14 protein-coding genes are annotated in these 14,364 nt (G+C 42.7%); 11 read left to right on the top strand and 3 right to left on the bottom strand.

Annotated elements, in window-relative coordinates; all coding sequences use genetic code 11:
• Window positions 1–126: 126 nt before the first annotated feature.
• The 3 genes from pckA to hslR form a co-directional block, all read right to left on the bottom strand.
• A complete protein-coding gene (gene pckA / locus G6R09_RS17865) occupies window positions 127–1,758 on the bottom strand; it encodes a phosphoenolpyruvate carboxykinase (ATP) (RefSeq protein WP_065167774.1) in 1,632 nt (543 codons plus the stop codon).
• A 333-nt stretch (window positions 1,759–2,091) separates the two neighbouring features.
• The gene (gene hslO, locus G6R09_RS17860; protein ID WP_065167773.1) at window positions 2,092–2,970 is read right to left on the bottom strand and encodes an Hsp33 family molecular chaperone HslO; all 879 of its coding nucleotides are present in this window, start codon (window positions 2,968–2,970) and stop codon (window positions 2,092–2,094) included.
• Between the two features lie 153 nt (window positions 2,971–3,123).
• Window positions 3,124–3,534 carry a ribosome-associated heat shock protein Hsp15 gene (gene hslR / locus G6R09_RS17855; protein WP_060998594.1) on the bottom strand — a complete coding sequence of 137 codons (411 nt, stop codon included), beginning with the start codon at window positions 3,532–3,534 and terminating at the stop codon, window positions 3,124–3,126.
• Window positions 3,535–3,818: 284 nt separating this feature from the next.
• On the opposite strand from hslR, the gene gspC reads away from it, so the two are divergent.
• The 11 genes from gspC to G6R09_RS17800 are packed head-to-tail and all read left to right on the top strand — an operon-like array spanning window position 3,819 to window position 14,363.
• Window positions 3,819–4,703 (top strand): type II secretion system protein GspC, encoded by an 885-nt coding sequence (gene gspC / locus G6R09_RS17850; RefSeq protein WP_163923835.1) that lies wholly within the window; start codon window positions 3,819–3,821, stop codon window positions 4,701–4,703.
• Window positions 4,704–4,753: 50 nt separating this feature from the next.
• Window positions 4,754–6,772: a type II secretion system secretin GspD gene (gene gspD / locus G6R09_RS17845; protein ID WP_065167771.1), complete on the top strand. Its 2,019-nt coding sequence runs from the start codon at window positions 4,754–4,756 to the stop codon at window positions 6,770–6,772.
• Window positions 6,772–8,274, top strand: a complete 1,503-nt coding sequence (gene gspE, locus G6R09_RS17840; protein ID WP_065167770.1) for a type II secretion system ATPase GspE — start codon at window positions 6,772–6,774, stop codon at window positions 8,272–8,274. Before gspD ends, gspE begins: the two co-directional genes overlap by 1 nt.
• Window positions 8,274–9,500 (top strand): type II secretion system inner membrane protein GspF, encoded by a 1,227-nt coding sequence (gspF, locus tag G6R09_RS17835; protein ID WP_065167769.1) that lies wholly within the window; start codon window positions 8,274–8,276, stop codon window positions 9,498–9,500. The genes gspE and gspF overlap by 1 nt, the downstream gene beginning before the upstream one ends.
• Window positions 9,501–9,522: 22 nt before the next feature.
• The gene (gene gspG / locus G6R09_RS17830) at window positions 9,523–9,969 is read left to right on the top strand and encodes a type II secretion system major pseudopilin GspG (protein WP_065167768.1); all 447 of its coding nucleotides are present in this window, start codon (window positions 9,523–9,525) and stop codon (window positions 9,967–9,969) included.
• Between the two features lie 6 nt (window positions 9,970–9,975).
• Window positions 9,976–10,572, top strand: a complete 597-nt coding sequence (gspH, locus tag G6R09_RS17825) for a type II secretion system minor pseudopilin GspH (RefSeq protein WP_163923832.1) — start codon at window positions 9,976–9,978, stop codon at window positions 10,570–10,572.
• Window positions 10,569–10,928, top strand: coding sequence for a type II secretion system minor pseudopilin GspI (gene gspI, locus G6R09_RS17820; protein WP_163923829.1), 360 nt, complete (start codon window positions 10,569–10,571; stop codon window positions 10,926–10,928). The genes gspH and gspI overlap by 4 nt, the downstream gene beginning before the upstream one ends.
• A complete protein-coding gene (gspJ, locus tag G6R09_RS17815; RefSeq protein WP_163923827.1) occupies window positions 10,915–11,562 on the top strand; it encodes a type II secretion system minor pseudopilin GspJ in 648 nt (215 codons plus the stop codon). The genes gspI and gspJ overlap by 14 nt, the downstream gene beginning before the upstream one ends.
• Window positions 11,559–12,593, top strand: coding sequence for a type II secretion system minor pseudopilin GspK (gene gspK / locus G6R09_RS17810; RefSeq protein WP_163923824.1), 1,035 nt, complete (start codon window positions 11,559–11,561; stop codon window positions 12,591–12,593). Before gspJ ends, gspK begins: the two co-directional genes overlap by 4 nt.
• Window positions 12,562–13,881, top strand: a complete 1,320-nt coding sequence (gspL, locus tag G6R09_RS17805; RefSeq protein WP_240345794.1) for a type II secretion system protein GspL — start codon at window positions 12,562–12,564, stop codon at window positions 13,879–13,881. The genes gspK and gspL overlap by 32 nt, the downstream gene beginning before the upstream one ends.
• Window positions 13,881–14,363 (top strand): type II secretion system protein M, encoded by a 483-nt coding sequence (locus G6R09_RS17800; protein ID WP_163923819.1) that lies wholly within the window; start codon window positions 13,881–13,883, stop codon window positions 14,361–14,363. The genes gspL and G6R09_RS17800 overlap by 1 nt, the downstream gene beginning before the upstream one ends.
• Window position 14,364: the final 1 nt, after the last annotated feature.

The raw sequence follows: 14,364 nt of genomic DNA, 5'->3' as shown, positions 1-14,364 counted from the left end.
GGTGGGGGAAAAATTGTTTTTTAGCAAGTGCTTTGGTGAGAGCTTGGCTGTGGAATATCAGGGTTAAAAAAACAGCCTCTATATTAAGAGGCTGTTAGAGGTTAATTAATTGACGATGATATTTAATTAACCCAGTTGTGGGCCGGCAGCAACTAACTGTTGGCCTTCTTGAGTATCAGTGTACTTATCAAAGTTTACAATAAAGCGATTTGCTAAATCTTCAGCTTTGCTTTGCCATTGTAGAGGATCAGTGTAAGTATCACGCGGATCAAGAATGGTTGGATCAACACCTGGTAGTGATGTTGGCACCGTTAGATTAAAGATTGGAATTTGCTTGGTATTTGCTTCATCAATTGAGCCATCAAGGATTGCATCAATGATTGCACGTGTATCTTGAATTGAAATACGTTTACCAGTGCCGTTCCAACCTGTGTTTACGAGGTAAGCTTCAGCTCCCGCCGCTTCCATACGCTTAACTAGTACTTCAGCATATTGAGTTGGGTGTAAGGTTAAGAATGCATTACCAAAACAAGCAGAGAACGTTGGTGTTGGTTCAGTAATACCACGTTCAGTACCCGCTAGTTTAGCGGTAAAACCTGATAGAAAATGGTATTTTGTTTGTTCTGGGGTCAATTTAGATACTGGAGGCAATACCCCAAAAGCATCAGCAGATAAGAAGATCACTTTATTGGCATGACCGCCTTTTGATACTGGCTTAACGATATTTTCGATATGGTAAATAGGGTAAGAAACACGGGTGTTTTCAGTTTTTGAATTATCGTCAAAATTAATTGAACCATCACTGCGGACACTGACGTTTTCTAATAATGCATCACGACGAATGGCATTGTAGATATCAGGTTCAGCTTCTTTCGATAGGTTGATCGTTTTTGCGTAGCAACCACCTTCAAAGTTAAATACGCCATTGTCATCCCACCCGTGCTCATCATCACCGATTAATGCGCGCTTAGGATCCGTTGATAAGGTTGTTTTACCAGTGCCAGAAAGGCCAAAGAATACTGCAACATCGCCTTCATTACCCATATTGGCAGAGCAGTGCATTGATGCAATACCTTGTAGAGGCAAGAAGTAGTTCATCATAGCGAACATACCTTTCTTCATCTCACCGCCGTACCAAGTACCACCAATCAGTTGCATTTTTTCACTGAGGTTGAAAACCGTGAAGTTTTCAGAGTTCATGCCGTGCTCTTGCCACTTAGGGTTAGTACATTTAGAACCATTCATGATCACAAAATCAGGTTCGAAGTTTTCAAGTTCAGCATCCGTTGGACGAATAAACATGTTTTTTACAAAGTGCGCTTGCCATGCAACTTCAGTGATCACTCGAATACAAAGTCGAGTATCAGGGTTTGCACCACAATAACCATCAATAACAAACAGGCGCTTGTTTGATAGTTGGTTAGTTACTAATTCTTTAAGATCTAACCATGCAGTTTGAGTCAGCGCTTTATTGTCATTTTTACCTTGATCTGACCACCACAATGTATCTTTAGTGGTGTTGTCACGCACAATGAATTTATCTTGTGGTGAGCGGCCAGTAAAAATGCCAGTATCAACCGATACCGCACCTAATTCAGTAACAATCCCACGCTCGTAGCCTTCCAGTTCAGGTTTTGTCTCTTCATTGAAAAGAACCTCGTAAGAAGGGTTACGAATAACATCTGTAACATTGGTAATACCGTATTGGGATAAATCCATGTTGTTTGCAACCTTATTATCGACACAAGTAGTGATCATTGGTGCTCCTAGGGTAAGATGTTGTTTAACTGTCAATCATGCTAACAACCCTAAATCGCTAAATCAGGGACGGTCATCAAAAAATCAACCATCGCAATGTTAATTTTAGGTAAAAATATCGAAACCGCGAGGGGTTTTATTTTACGTAAATGTTAAAATTTATTTGTTGTGATTGTGGTCAATATTTGTGCTCCACGGTTGCAAAAAAAGCACAATTAAAATGGCAATATGGATTTATATACGCTGTGGCTATGTTGGCTTAGGAAAATTAACACCAAAAAAAGCCGACATTATTTGTCGGCTAAAAAACAGCGATGAGTGACTAAGTGAAAATTAGTGAACTTGATCACTATCGGTAGAGTTAGCACTGTTCTCACGTAGTGCGGCAATATCAATACTGTCGAAGTCATAGCTGGTGCCACAATAATCACAATGCAGTGATACTTTGCCATCTTCAGCAATGATTTGATCAATTTCTTGTGGCTGTACACTCATAATGGCAGCGGCACTACGATCACGTGAACAACCACACTCAAAGCTGACAGCTTGAGGATCAAACAGTTGCACTTGCTCTTGGTGGTAAAGACGATATAGCACATCTTGTGCTTCTAATGTAAATAGCTCTTCATCTTTAACGGTTTCAGTTAACGCTTCTAAATGTTCAAAGTCGCCTTCAGTACCCGTACCATCAGGCATGATTTGTAATAGCATACCTGCCGCTCTTACTTGGCCGTCAATTTCACCAGTACGTAACCAAATCCGGGTTTTTAGTTGCTCTGAATTTTTAAAGTAGCTTTCTAGGCACTCAACCAAACTATCGCCATCAAGACCAACCATACCTTGGTAGCGCTCACCTTTAGTCGGTGTGATTGTGATCACCATATGACCTTTGCCCATTAGGTCATGAATAGTGCCGTCTTTGATATCACCCTTCCAACGTGCTACACCGCGTAACTGTTGATTATGATCGCCATTGATAACCGCTAGGCTGACAGGGCCATCGCCTTGTACTTGTACGGTGATTGAACCTTCAAATTTTAAAGTGGCAGTTAATAAGCTGGTTGCGACCAATAACTCACCTAACAATGTTGCCACTGGTGCTGGGTAATTTTTGTCAGCAATAATTTGTTGGTAAGTTTGGCTTAATTGTACCAATTCACCACGAACGGCTGCGCCATCGAAAAGGTAACGGTTTAAACTATCGTTTGTCATGAGTATGTATTCTCCAGCTATAGAGCCAACCTAGTGAGGCATAAAAGGAACAGTAATTACTTTATGGTCAACGTTGCAACCACGGTGGTTAAACCGTTGCAATAAAGCACTCACAGTTAAGATTATAAATTAAATAGGTTGGCGCTTGGTTATTTATTCAGATGAGTTAATGTTTTTGAATCGCATAATATCGCGACGTTGCTTTTTATCTGGCCGTTTTTCTGGGCTCGGATTATCGTAAGCATTGAGTTTGCGCATTTTGGCTGTTTGTTCACGGGTAGCAATACTTTGAGCGGTTTCTTGATACAGCAACTGCGCTTCTGGTGCGCCACGGCGACAATCAGAGATTTGTTCAATGGTGATGATTTTCTCATCGTTACCTTGACGTAACTTTACCACAGCGCCAAGCTCAATAATTTTGCTTGGTTTTGAACGCTGGCCATTGTACTGCACTTTACCACCGTCAATCATGGTACGAGCAATTGAACGGGTTTTGTAAAAGCGGGCAGCCCATAACCATTTATCAAGGCGAACCTGCTTAATGTTTGGGGTGTTTTGACCCATCATGGTGCCTATATTGGTTAAAACGATAAATTATCACATTTTGCTGATAGCAGCAGTAAAGTGACTATTTAGTATAAATGGTGATATTAGCCGAGGATTTCAATCACTGAATAAGAATTTATTACAAAAAATCATTAAATTCTTAGATACTATGGTGTTTTGTTGGGATTATTAAATAGTATTTCGTTAATTAACAGGCGATCATAGTCAGTTCAATTTTAAAGTGCGATTGCACTGCATTTATTTGTTTAATGGTAGTTGGTATTTTAACAATGGATTTCACTATGTCTGTTTCAAAGTGGTTTGCTGTAGCTGCAACCAAACGTCCGTTATCATTACAATTAATCACACGTCTTTTAACTGGTCTTTTAGTAGTGATATTTGCTTGGGTTGGTGGTCGTTTAGTGTGGTCTATTGTCGAGCCAGCTCCTGTCGTTGCCCGTTGGCAGCCGTTAACGGTGAGCGTTAATACCTCCCAACAGCAATTACCTGTTAATGAAATATTAAGCTTGAATTTGTTTGGCCGTTATCAGGCTAATGCTGCTCCTGTGGCCGCAAAACCTGTTCAACAAGATGCACCTCAAACCCAGTTACGATTAACATTAGTTGGGGTGGTGGCAAGTTCTACGCCATCAAGAGCATTGGCTGTAGTGACCAATAACGGTAAACAAAACACTTATGGTGTTAACGAAGTGATTGATAATACGCGTGCCACCTTGATCGCAGTATATAACGATCGGGTTATCATTCGTAATAATGGTCGCGATGAAACCTTAATGCTTGAAGGGTTAAAATTCACTAAACCATCCGCGACGGTTACTACCTCTCAACGTAAGATTCTCCAAAGTAATGGCAATGCTGCTGAATTAGCGAAAATCAAACAAGAAATTTTATCTGAGCCTCAAACGCTATTCAGCTATATCCGTTTATCTCAGGTGAAAAAAGATGGCCAAATTGAAGGTTATCGAGTTAATCCAGGAAAAAATAGAATTTTATTTGATCAAGTAGGTCTTAAAGCCAATGATCTTGCAGTGAGTATTAATGGTAATAGCCTTACCGATCCTGCAATTATGGCCAAACTTTGGGGTGAGTTGTCTTCAGCCACTGATTTTACACTGACGGTTGAACGTGACGGTCAGTTACATGATATCCACATTGAGCTGCAATAACACTTTAGTGCTGAGCTTGAAATGAATATGCGATAAAGCAGGAGTTTTTTGTGAAAAAATGGATGGGTAAAAGTGCCCTATTGTTAGCAAGTGGCTTGTTTTGTACTCAAGCAATGGCCGATGAATTAAGTGCGAATTTTAAAGGCACCGACATTCAAGAGTTCATCAACATTGTTGGTCGCACTTTACATAAAACAATTATTATCGATCCCGCTGTGCGTGGGCAAGTCAATGTGCGCAGTTATGATTTATTGAACGAAGAGCAATATTACCGTTTCTTCCTTAATGTGCTTGATGTCTATGGTTACGCTGTGGTGACCATGGATGATGGCGTGATGAAAGTTATCCGTGATAAAGATGCTAAAACTGCTGCGATTCCAGTGGTGGGCGCCAATGATAAAAACATTCCCGGTGATGCGGTTGTTACCCGTGTGATAGCGGTTAAAAATGTTTCTGTGCGTGAATTGTCACCGTTATTACGTCAACTTAATGATAACGCTGGCGCAGGTAACGTAGTGCATTATGATCCGGCCAATATCATTATGATCACAGGGCGTGCTGCAGTGGTCAATCGCTTAGCTGAAATTATTGAGCGCGTTGATCGTGCGGGTAATAAAGATGTGACCGTGGTGTCACTCAATAATGCTTCTGCATCAGAAATGGTACGTATTATTGATTCGCTTAATAAAAGTGCTGAAGCAAAATCAACCCCAAGTTTTCTGATCCCTAAAGCGGTTGCTGATGAACGCACTAACTCAGTGTTGATTTCTGGCGATCCTAAAGTACGTGAACGATTAAAGAAACTGATCCATCGCTTAGATAAAGAGATGGCTGTCAGCGGTAATAGCCGCGTGTTTTATCTCAAATATGCTAAAGCTGAAGATTTAGTCGATGTCCTAAAAGGGGTGTCTGAAAATGTTCAAGCATCAACCAAAGGCAATGCAGGTCAAGGCCAGAGCGCAAGTAAAGACGATGTGATGATCTCGGCTCATGCGCCAACAAACTCACTAATCATTTCAGCACCTGCTGATGTAATGAAACGCTTAGAATCGATCATCGCTCAACTCGATATTCGTCGTGCTCAAGTTCATATTGAAGCGATGATTGTTGAAGTACAAGAAGGTGAAGGGGTCGATTTTGGGGTTCAGTGGGGCTCTCAAGATGGCGGCGTAATTCAGTTTGGTAACAGCAGTGCGCCAATTGGTGGCTTGTTATCAGCCCAAGAAGCTGCAAAAGACACCACCTCGGTTCAACATGGCACCGATTCTAACGGTAAACCTTATACCACTGAAACCACCGAAAGTGGTGATTTAGCGCCAATGGCGACTTTCTTAGGTGGCGTCAAAGGTGCCGCTGCAGCGATTGCATTGGGTGACTGGACTGCACTTGTTACTGCAGTGCAAGCTAACCGTAACGTTAATGTGTTATCAACACCGAATGTGACAGTGCTGGATAACCAAGAAGCGAATCTTTCTGTCGGTCAAGAAGTGCCTGTCACCACAGGCTCGCAAACCGGTTCCAATAACGATAATCCATTTACTACCGTTGAACGTAAAGATGTCGGTATTCAGCTTAAAGTGACGCCGCAAATCAACGAAGGTGACTCAGTACAGATGAAGATCGAGCAAGTAGTATCGCAAGTTGCTGATGCTAATGGTGCGGTTGATATTCGCTTTGATAAGCGTGAGCTAACTACATCGGTATTGGTTAAAGACGGTAACATGATTGCGTTGGGTGGTTTGATGCAAGAGAAGACCCTTGAATCTGAGCAGAAAGTGCCAATTTTAGGTGATATTCCAGTATTGGGGGCGCTATTCCGTTCGACCAATAATCAAACTGAAAAAACCAATTTGATGATTTTCATTCGTCCAACCATTTTACGTGATGGCATGAGTGCCGATGGCATGACACAACGTAAATATAACTACATTCGTGCGCAACAATTATACCAAGCAGATAAAGGCATGCGTTTAATGGATGCAGAAATGCCGGTTATTCCAAAATATGGTGATGATATGGCGCTACCTGCTGAAGTACGCGCGTTTGTATCGCAGTTGGAGAAGCACTAATGGCAGATGAGTCGTTGGCATTAGAAACCGCAGTGTTATTTCGATTGCCGTTTTCTTTTGCCAAGCGCCATCATGTGGTGATTGAAGCCAATCAACAAGGATGGCAGTTATATTATTGCGGTCAGCTATCTGCAATCGTACTGGCAGAAGTGCGCCGTGTCGTCGGTGACGGTTTTTATCCGGTTGAGTTATCCGAGTCGCAATTTGAGCAAAAGCTCACTGATGCGTATCAACGTGATTCGTCAGAAGCGCGTCAGTTGATGGAAGATTTAGGTTCTGATAGCGATGACTTTTTCTCACTGGCAGAAGAATTACCTGAAACCGAAGACTTATTGGAATCAGAAGATGATGCGCCAATCATTAAATTGATTAACGCGATGCTAGCTGAAGCAATCAAAGAAGGTGCGTCAGATATTCATATCGAAACCTTTGAAAAAGTGTTGTCAATTCGCTTCCGTGTTGATGGCATGTTACGCGAAGTATTACAGCCAAGCCGTAAGTTAGCGCCATTATTAGTGTCGCGGATTAAAGTCATGGCGAAGTTAGATATTGCTGAAAAACGGATTCCACAAGATGGCCGTATTTCATTGCGTATCGGTGGTCGTGCAGTGGATGTGCGAGTATCAACTATGCCATCGTCACACGGTGAGCGGGTGGTATTGCGTTTGTTAGATAAAAACGCCACTCGTCTCGACCTACACAGCTTAGGTATGACAGCCGCTAACCACCAAGCATTTAGAAATATCATTGATCGCCCGCATGGGATCATTTTGGTTACGGGTCCTACTGGTTCGGGTAAATCAACAACGCTATATGCTGGCTTACAAGAGTTAAACAGTGCTGAGCGCAATATTCTAACGGTTGAAGATCCGATTGAATTTGATATCGACGGTATTGGTCAAACTCAAGTAAACAGCAAAGTCGATATGACCTTTGCGCGTGGTTTACGTGCCATTTTACGTCAAGATCCCGATGTAGTGATGATTGGTGAGATCCGTGATTTAGAAACCGCGGCCATCGCGGTGCAAGCATCGTTAACCGGTCACATGGTGTTATCGACTTTGCACACTAACACTGCAGTGGGTGCTATCACCCGTTTACGTGATATGGGAATTGAACCGTTCTTGGTGTCGTCATCATTATTAGGTGTGTTAGCGCAGCGCTTAGTACGGACCTTATGTAGTGAGTGTCGCCAACCTTATGAGGCTGATACTGAGCAGAAAAAACTGTTTATGTTAACCGCGGCTGATAGCCTGACTTTGTACCGTCCGTGTGGTTGTGATAAGTGTAACTTTAAAGGTTACCGCGGTCGTACTGGTATTCATGAGTTGCTGCAGATTGATGAGCATGTTCAAGAATTGATTCATGCTGAAGCGGGTGAGCAAGCGATTGAAAAATATGTCCGTCAAACCACACCAAGTATTCGTGACGATGGTCTTGCCAAGGTGCGTCAAGGGATCACCACACTTGAAGAAGTGATGCGCGTAACCAAGGAGAGCTAATGGCGGCGTTTGAATATAAAGCATTAGATGCCAAAGGTCGGCAAAAGAAAGGGGTATTAGAAGGTGATACCTCGCGTCAAGTCAGGCAACAATTGCGTGAACAAGGGCTGGTGCCGATTGAAGTTAACCAAACCTCGGGTCAAGGCAAAAAAAGCACTGCCGCACCAAGTAAGTTCACTTTTCGACGTGGTATCAGTACCAATGAATTAGCGCTGATCACCCGTCAATTAGCAACATTGGTGCAGGCTTCTATGCCACTGGAAGAATGTATTAAAGCGGTGGCTGAGCAAAATGAAAAGCCGCGTTTAAAAAACATTTTATTAGCAGTACGCTCGCGCGTAGTTGAAGGCTATACCTTGGCTGACAGTATGGCGGAATATCCGCATGTATTTGATCAGTTATTCCGTGCCATGGTCGCTGCGGGTGAGAAGTCAGGTCATTTAGATACCATCTTAAATCGTTTGGCTGATTACAGTGAAAATCGTCAACAAATGCGCAGTAAGCTCCAACAAGCGATGATTTATCCATTAATGTTGACGCTGGTGGCAGTCTCGGTAGTAGCGTTTTTGTTGGCGACTGTGGTGCCCAAAATTGTCGATCAATTTGTGCAAATGAATCAAGGGCTGCCAGCAATTACAGAAGTGTTATTGGCTGCCAGTAACTTTGTGCAACATTGGGGATTGCTGGTGGTAATTGTGATTGTGGCCTTGATTGCCTTAATCAAAACAGCCCTTAAAAAGCCTGCGTTTCGCATCAAATGGGATCGGACTATTTTACGGCTGCCAGTGATTGGCAAGGTCGCCCGAGGATTAAATACCTCGCGTTTTGCACGAACATTATCGATTTGTACCTCAAGTGCGATCCCTTTATTGGACGGTATGAAAGTTGCGTCTGACGTAATGACCAATACCTACGTTAATAAGAAGATTTTAGAAGCGGCAGATAGAGTGCGTGAGGGCGCAAGTTTACGTATTTCTTTGGAAAAAACCGCGCTATTTCCACCGATGATGTTACATATGATTGCCAGTGGTGAGCGCAGTGGTGAGCTTGAGCAAATGCTAACTCGTGCAGCGGATAACCAAGATCGTGATTTTGAGTCTTTAGTCAATATGGCGTTAGGGGTGTTTGAACCATTATTGATTGTCGCAATGGCAGGAGTGGTGATGTTTATCGTGATTGCAACCTTAATGCCGATTATTGAATTAAACAATATGGTTGGAATGTAGATTTTCTTTTGGAGGGTGAAAAATGCAACAAAAGCAACGTGGCTTTACGCTGTTAGAAGTAATGGTCGTTATTGTAATTCTTGGGGTATTGGCAAGTTTAGTGGTGCCAAACCTATTAGGGAACAAAGAAAAAGCGGATCAACAAAAAGCAGTAACCGATATTAGTTCGCTTGAGCAATCATTGGAAATGTACAAGCTCGATAACAGTGTGTTCCCAACTACGGATCAAGGGTTAGAAGCATTGGTAACTAAGCCTTCTTCTTCACCTGAGCCGCGTAATTATCGTGATGGTGGCTATATTAAACGTCTACCTAAAGACCCATGGGGCTACGATTACCAATACGTATCACCGGGCGAACATGGTGCGGTTGATATCTTCAGTCTAGGTGCTGATGGCCAAGAAGGCGGTGACGGTATTAACACTGATATCGGTAACTGGAACATGTTGAACTACAACAAAAAAAACTAAGAAATAATGATGAAGCGTAATGCAGGTTTTACTCTAATTGAAATTATGTTGGTGTTAGTGCTACTGGCAACCAGTGCCGTTGCTGTGGTGTCGACGTTACCCAACAATAAGCGCGATGAGGTTAAAGAGCAGGCAGTGCGTTTTCATCATTTAGCTCAACTTTTGGGTGAGGATGCAATGTTAAATGGGGTTGATTACGGTATTCGTATTGAACCCCATCAATATTCTTTTTTAATCCTCACCCAAGATGGTTGGCAGCCGTTAGAAGGCGCAAAGTTTTTCACCAATGTAAAACTGGAGGCGGGCATTACTGCTAACGTTGAAATTGGTGGCGCATGGAAAGATAAGGACCGACTTTTTAAATCTGAGTCGATGTTTAAAAATGACGACATATTTAAAAAGTCTGATCAAGAAAACAAACAGTTACCGCCACAAATTGTGGTGATGGCGAGTGGTGACTACACCCCGTTTACGGTCAGTTTTGAAATCAATAAGCAACATCAATTTTGGCAGGTGGTGGCTGATGAGGTGGGTAATTTAGTGCTATTAGCGCCAGGGCAAACATTAGCCGAACAATTATCACTACAGGAACAACCACAGTGAAGCGTTCGCAAGGATTTACTCTGTTAGAGGTGCTGGTTGCTTTGGCGATTTTTGCAGTAGCCGCATTAAGTGTGATGCGTGCCGTTAGTCAAAACTTAAATAATTTAGGTTATCTAGAGCAAAAAACCTTGGCCTCAATGGTGGCCGACAATGAATTAGCCCAATTACATTTAAGCGGTCAGTACCCAAGTTCGGTTAAACGTGGCAAATCGACATTGGCTGATCGAGACTGGTATTGGACCGTCACCAGTACCAAAACTCAACAGCAATTGTTGCGTCAAATTGAAGTATCAGTTGCGACAGATCCACAACGTAAACATTCAGTTATTACGGTAAAAACTTATGTCACAAATTAATCGTCGTCAGCAGCAAGGTTTTACCTTACTGGAAGTGTTGGTGGCGATTGCGGTATTTGCCATGTTGAGTTTATCTGCCAATCAAGTCATTACCAATGTTATGCGTAGCGACGCGCAATCAAAAGATCACAATCAGCGTTTACAGGCGATTCAGCGCACCATGATCATGATGGATAATGATTTTCGACAGATTGTTGCGCGAAAATTTAGAGTCGATGCTGAAAAGCCAACCGACAAAATATTGCAAGCGGGTGAGTACCTTTTAGATTCAAGTAGCGAAGGTATCACCTTTGTTCGTGGCGGTTGGCAAAACCCGCAATCTATGTTTCCTCGAGGTGACATTACCCGTGTTGGTTATCGCATTATTGATGATAATTTAGAACGGGTTTGGTTTCGTTACCCCGATACAGTGGTGGGTGCCAAGCCGTTAGTGCGGGTGTTACTCACTGATGTTAGCGATTTAAAATTTGAGTTTTATTACGATAAGCAATGGCATAAAAAGTGGAATAAAGCTGATAGTTTGCCCGCGGGGATCAAAGTTATTATGACCTTGAAAAAACTCGGAGAAATTGAGCGAATTTACTTATTACCGACCTCGGCACTGCTAACCGATAAATCAAAGGCTGACGCATGAGAAAGCAACGTGGAGTAGCATTGATTGTGGTTTTATTGTTAGTGGCTTTGATGAGCTTATTAGCAGTACAAATGACCGAGCGGTTGCAACTTAACTTTCATCGAGTACAAAACCAAGTTGAACATCAACAAGGCTATTGGTATAGCTTAGGGGTTGAAGCGCTGGCAAAGCAAGCACTGAAACAAAGCCTTAAAGACAGTGATACTGTTAATTTAACTCAAGCTTGGGCTGTTGGTGAGCAAAGTTATCCGCTAGATGGCGGCGCGGTAATCAGTGGTAACTTAACCGATAAACAAACTTGTTTTAACTTAAATGCTTTTAGAAATATCAAACCGAAGGCCGATAATAGCCAAAAGCCATTTTTGGTGACTTATTTACAAAATATTCTCACCGAATCGGGTGTTGATGATTATGAAGCCGAGGTGATTGCCGACTCAAGTTGGGAGTTTGTGGATAACAATACCACAGTGCAATCGGCTTATGGCGCTGAAGACAGTAGCTATGAAAGCTTTCAACCACCCTATGTTAGCGCCAATGATTGGTTGGCTGATGGCAGTGAGTTTAGAGCGATTAATGGTGTTTCAGCCAAAATTTATCAACAAGTTAAAGGTTTAATTTGCGCGTTACCAACCGATGATATGTTGCTTAACGTCAATACCATTACCGAAAAACAAGCGGTGTTGCTATCGGCATTATTTGCGCCCTCATTATCATTAGACGACGCCAAAAAAATCATTGCTGATCGTGATAAAAATCATACCGTCTGGGACAGTGTTGCTGACTTTATGAAACTTATTCCGCAGCCACCAACAGCAAGTCCTGACTCAGGAATGGATAAAACTACAACGAAAATGGAGCAATATCTAACAGTTACCAGCCATTATTTTTCGTTAGACGCTGAAATAAAAGTAGACCGTGCCCGAGTACGAACCGTGGCATTATTTAAACGTGATGATAAGAACAAGGTGACGGTCGTTCGTCGCCAATATGGAGGAATCCGTGAGCGAATTTCTGACGATAAGGCTAAGTAGCCGGCCGGGAATGCCGGTGCAATGGTTGGTCTGGTCGCCACTGCAAAATGAAGTGATTGCATCGGGCCAATTGGCGGATATTAATCAGTTAAGTGAATTAACCGAATATGCTGCAGCTCGCCCAGTATATGGCTTAGTGCCAACCAGTGAGATGCTATTAACTCAAGTAGCGATCCCTGCTGGAAGCAGCCGTCAGTTAGCGGCGGTATTACCGTACCTGCTAGAAGAAGAGCTTGCTCAAGATGTTGATAGCTTACATGTACAATTGCTTAAACGTGATAATGATGTTGCGACGGTAGCGATTATTGAGCATCACAAAATCGCAATGTGGTTAGCAGTGTTTGCAGACTGTGGTATTGAGCTTAAAAAACTGATTCCCGATTGTTTATGCTTACCTTTATTTAATGATGGTTACAGTGCAGCTGAAATCGATGGGCAGTGGTTAATTCGTCAATCAGAAGCAATGGGCGTTTGTGCTGATAGTAGTTGGTTAGCTGCTTGGGTGACCGCGCAAAAAGCACCAATTATTGTTGATACGGTTGATGATCGTGGGGATGACGAAGGTGATGATATTACGCCTGAAGCGGAAGCCGCACGTTTGACGGAAGAAGTTGAATCGATTGTTGCCGCTACGGCGAGCTTGGCTCAAGTGACGATTCATCACTATACACCAGCACCAGCGAATATTCCTGGGCATTGGCAGCCTCAAACGCCAGAATTGGTGATGCAGTTACTCGCTATCGGTGCCGCAGAATCAAAGGCAACGTTGCTATCAGGGCCTTATAAACCGCAAGCGGCATGGCGTAAACATTTACAGCCATGGCGAAAAGTTGCTATTGCTGCAGCTGTACTCTTGGTGGCGCTTATTGGTGAGCAAGTACTAACTACGCAGCGTTTAGAGCAACAAGCTAATGCTTACCGAGCTGAAAGTGAACGTATTTTTCGTCAAGTTTTACCACAGTTTAAACGTATCCCTTCGCAGAGCTATTTGAAAAATCAAATGAATGCGGCGTTAAAAAGTTTAGGTGGTCATGGTGAACAAAATGGCATGTTAATGTGGCTCAGTGAATTAAAGCCAGCATTAATAAAAGTGCCTTCGATTAAAGTTGTTAATCTTAAATATGATCAAACACGTGGTGAATTGCGCTTGCAGGCAACAGCGGCAGGGTTTCAAGATTTTGAACAGTTACGCAGTGCATTGAGTGCGCAGTTTGAGGTTGATCAAGGTCAGTTAACCAAAGCAGATAATTTAGTCAGTGGTGCCGTGGTACTGAGGAGAAAAGCCTAATGGCAGAGATTAAGGCATGGTGGAAATCCCTCAGTCAGCGGGAGCAACATTTACTGCTTGGAGCGGGCGGTGCATTGGTTATTGCAATGTTATATTGGGGCGTATGGCAGCCGTTAAATCAACGCGCAGCAGCAGCTCAGAATAAAATCAATCAACAGCGCCAATTATTGACATGGGTTGAGCATAAAGCCAATCAGATTTCAGCTCTTAAACGTGCAGGTGGAACAGTCAATGTCAGTGATCAAGGGCTTAACCAAGTCATTAATGAAACCACGACTCGCTTTAAAATTGACTTGATTCGTATGCAGCCACGTAATGATGCGCTACAAGTGTGGGTGCAGCCATTACCGTTTGATACTTTGGTCAATTGGTTAGTGTATTTACAACAGAGCTATGGCATTAATACTCAGTTTATTGATCTCTCAAAAACCGATAAAAACGGCATGGTTGAAGTTAACCGTTTGCAGTTAGGACGAGGATAAC

The sequence above is a fragment of the Photobacterium sp. Alg240-V54 genome (assembly GCF_900537155.1).
GTDB lineage: Bacteria > Pseudomonadota > Gammaproteobacteria > Enterobacterales > Vibrionaceae > Photobacterium.
This window is presented reverse-complemented; position numbering and strand designations above follow the sequence as displayed.

Coding starts and splice junctions, on each gene's coding strand:
- gspH (WP_163923832.1), top strand. CDS start 9,976: ATGATGAAGCGTAATGCAGGTTTTACTCTAATTGAAATTATGTTGGTG.
- hslR (WP_060998594.1), bottom strand. CDS start 3,534: ATGGGTCAAAACACCCCAAACATTAAGCAGGTTCGCCTTGATAAATGG.
- gspG (WP_065167768.1), top strand. CDS start 9,523: ATGCAACAAAAGCAACGTGGCTTTACGCTGTTAGAAGTAATGGTCGTT.
- G6R09_RS17800 (WP_163923819.1), top strand. CDS start 13,881: ATGGCAGAGATTAAGGCATGGTGGAAATCCCTCAGTCAGCGGGAGCAA.
- gspC (WP_163923835.1), top strand. CDS start 3,819: ATGTCTGTTTCAAAGTGGTTTGCTGTAGCTGCAACCAAACGTCCGTTA.
- gspF (WP_065167769.1), top strand. CDS start 8,274: ATGGCGGCGTTTGAATATAAAGCATTAGATGCCAAAGGTCGGCAAAAG.
- gspK (WP_163923824.1), top strand. CDS start 11,559: ATGAGAAAGCAACGTGGAGTAGCATTGATTGTGGTTTTATTGTTAGTG.
- gspE (WP_065167770.1), top strand. CDS start 6,772: ATGGCAGATGAGTCGTTGGCATTAGAAACCGCAGTGTTATTTCGATTG.
- pckA (WP_065167774.1), bottom strand. CDS start 1,758: ATGATCACTACTTGTGTCGATAATAAGGTTGCAAACAACATGGATTTA.
- hslO (WP_065167773.1), bottom strand. CDS start 2,970: ATGACAAACGATAGTTTAAACCGTTACCTTTTCGATGGCGCAGCCGTT.
- gspJ (WP_163923827.1), top strand. CDS start 10,915: ATGTCACAAATTAATCGTCGTCAGCAGCAAGGTTTTACCTTACTGGAA.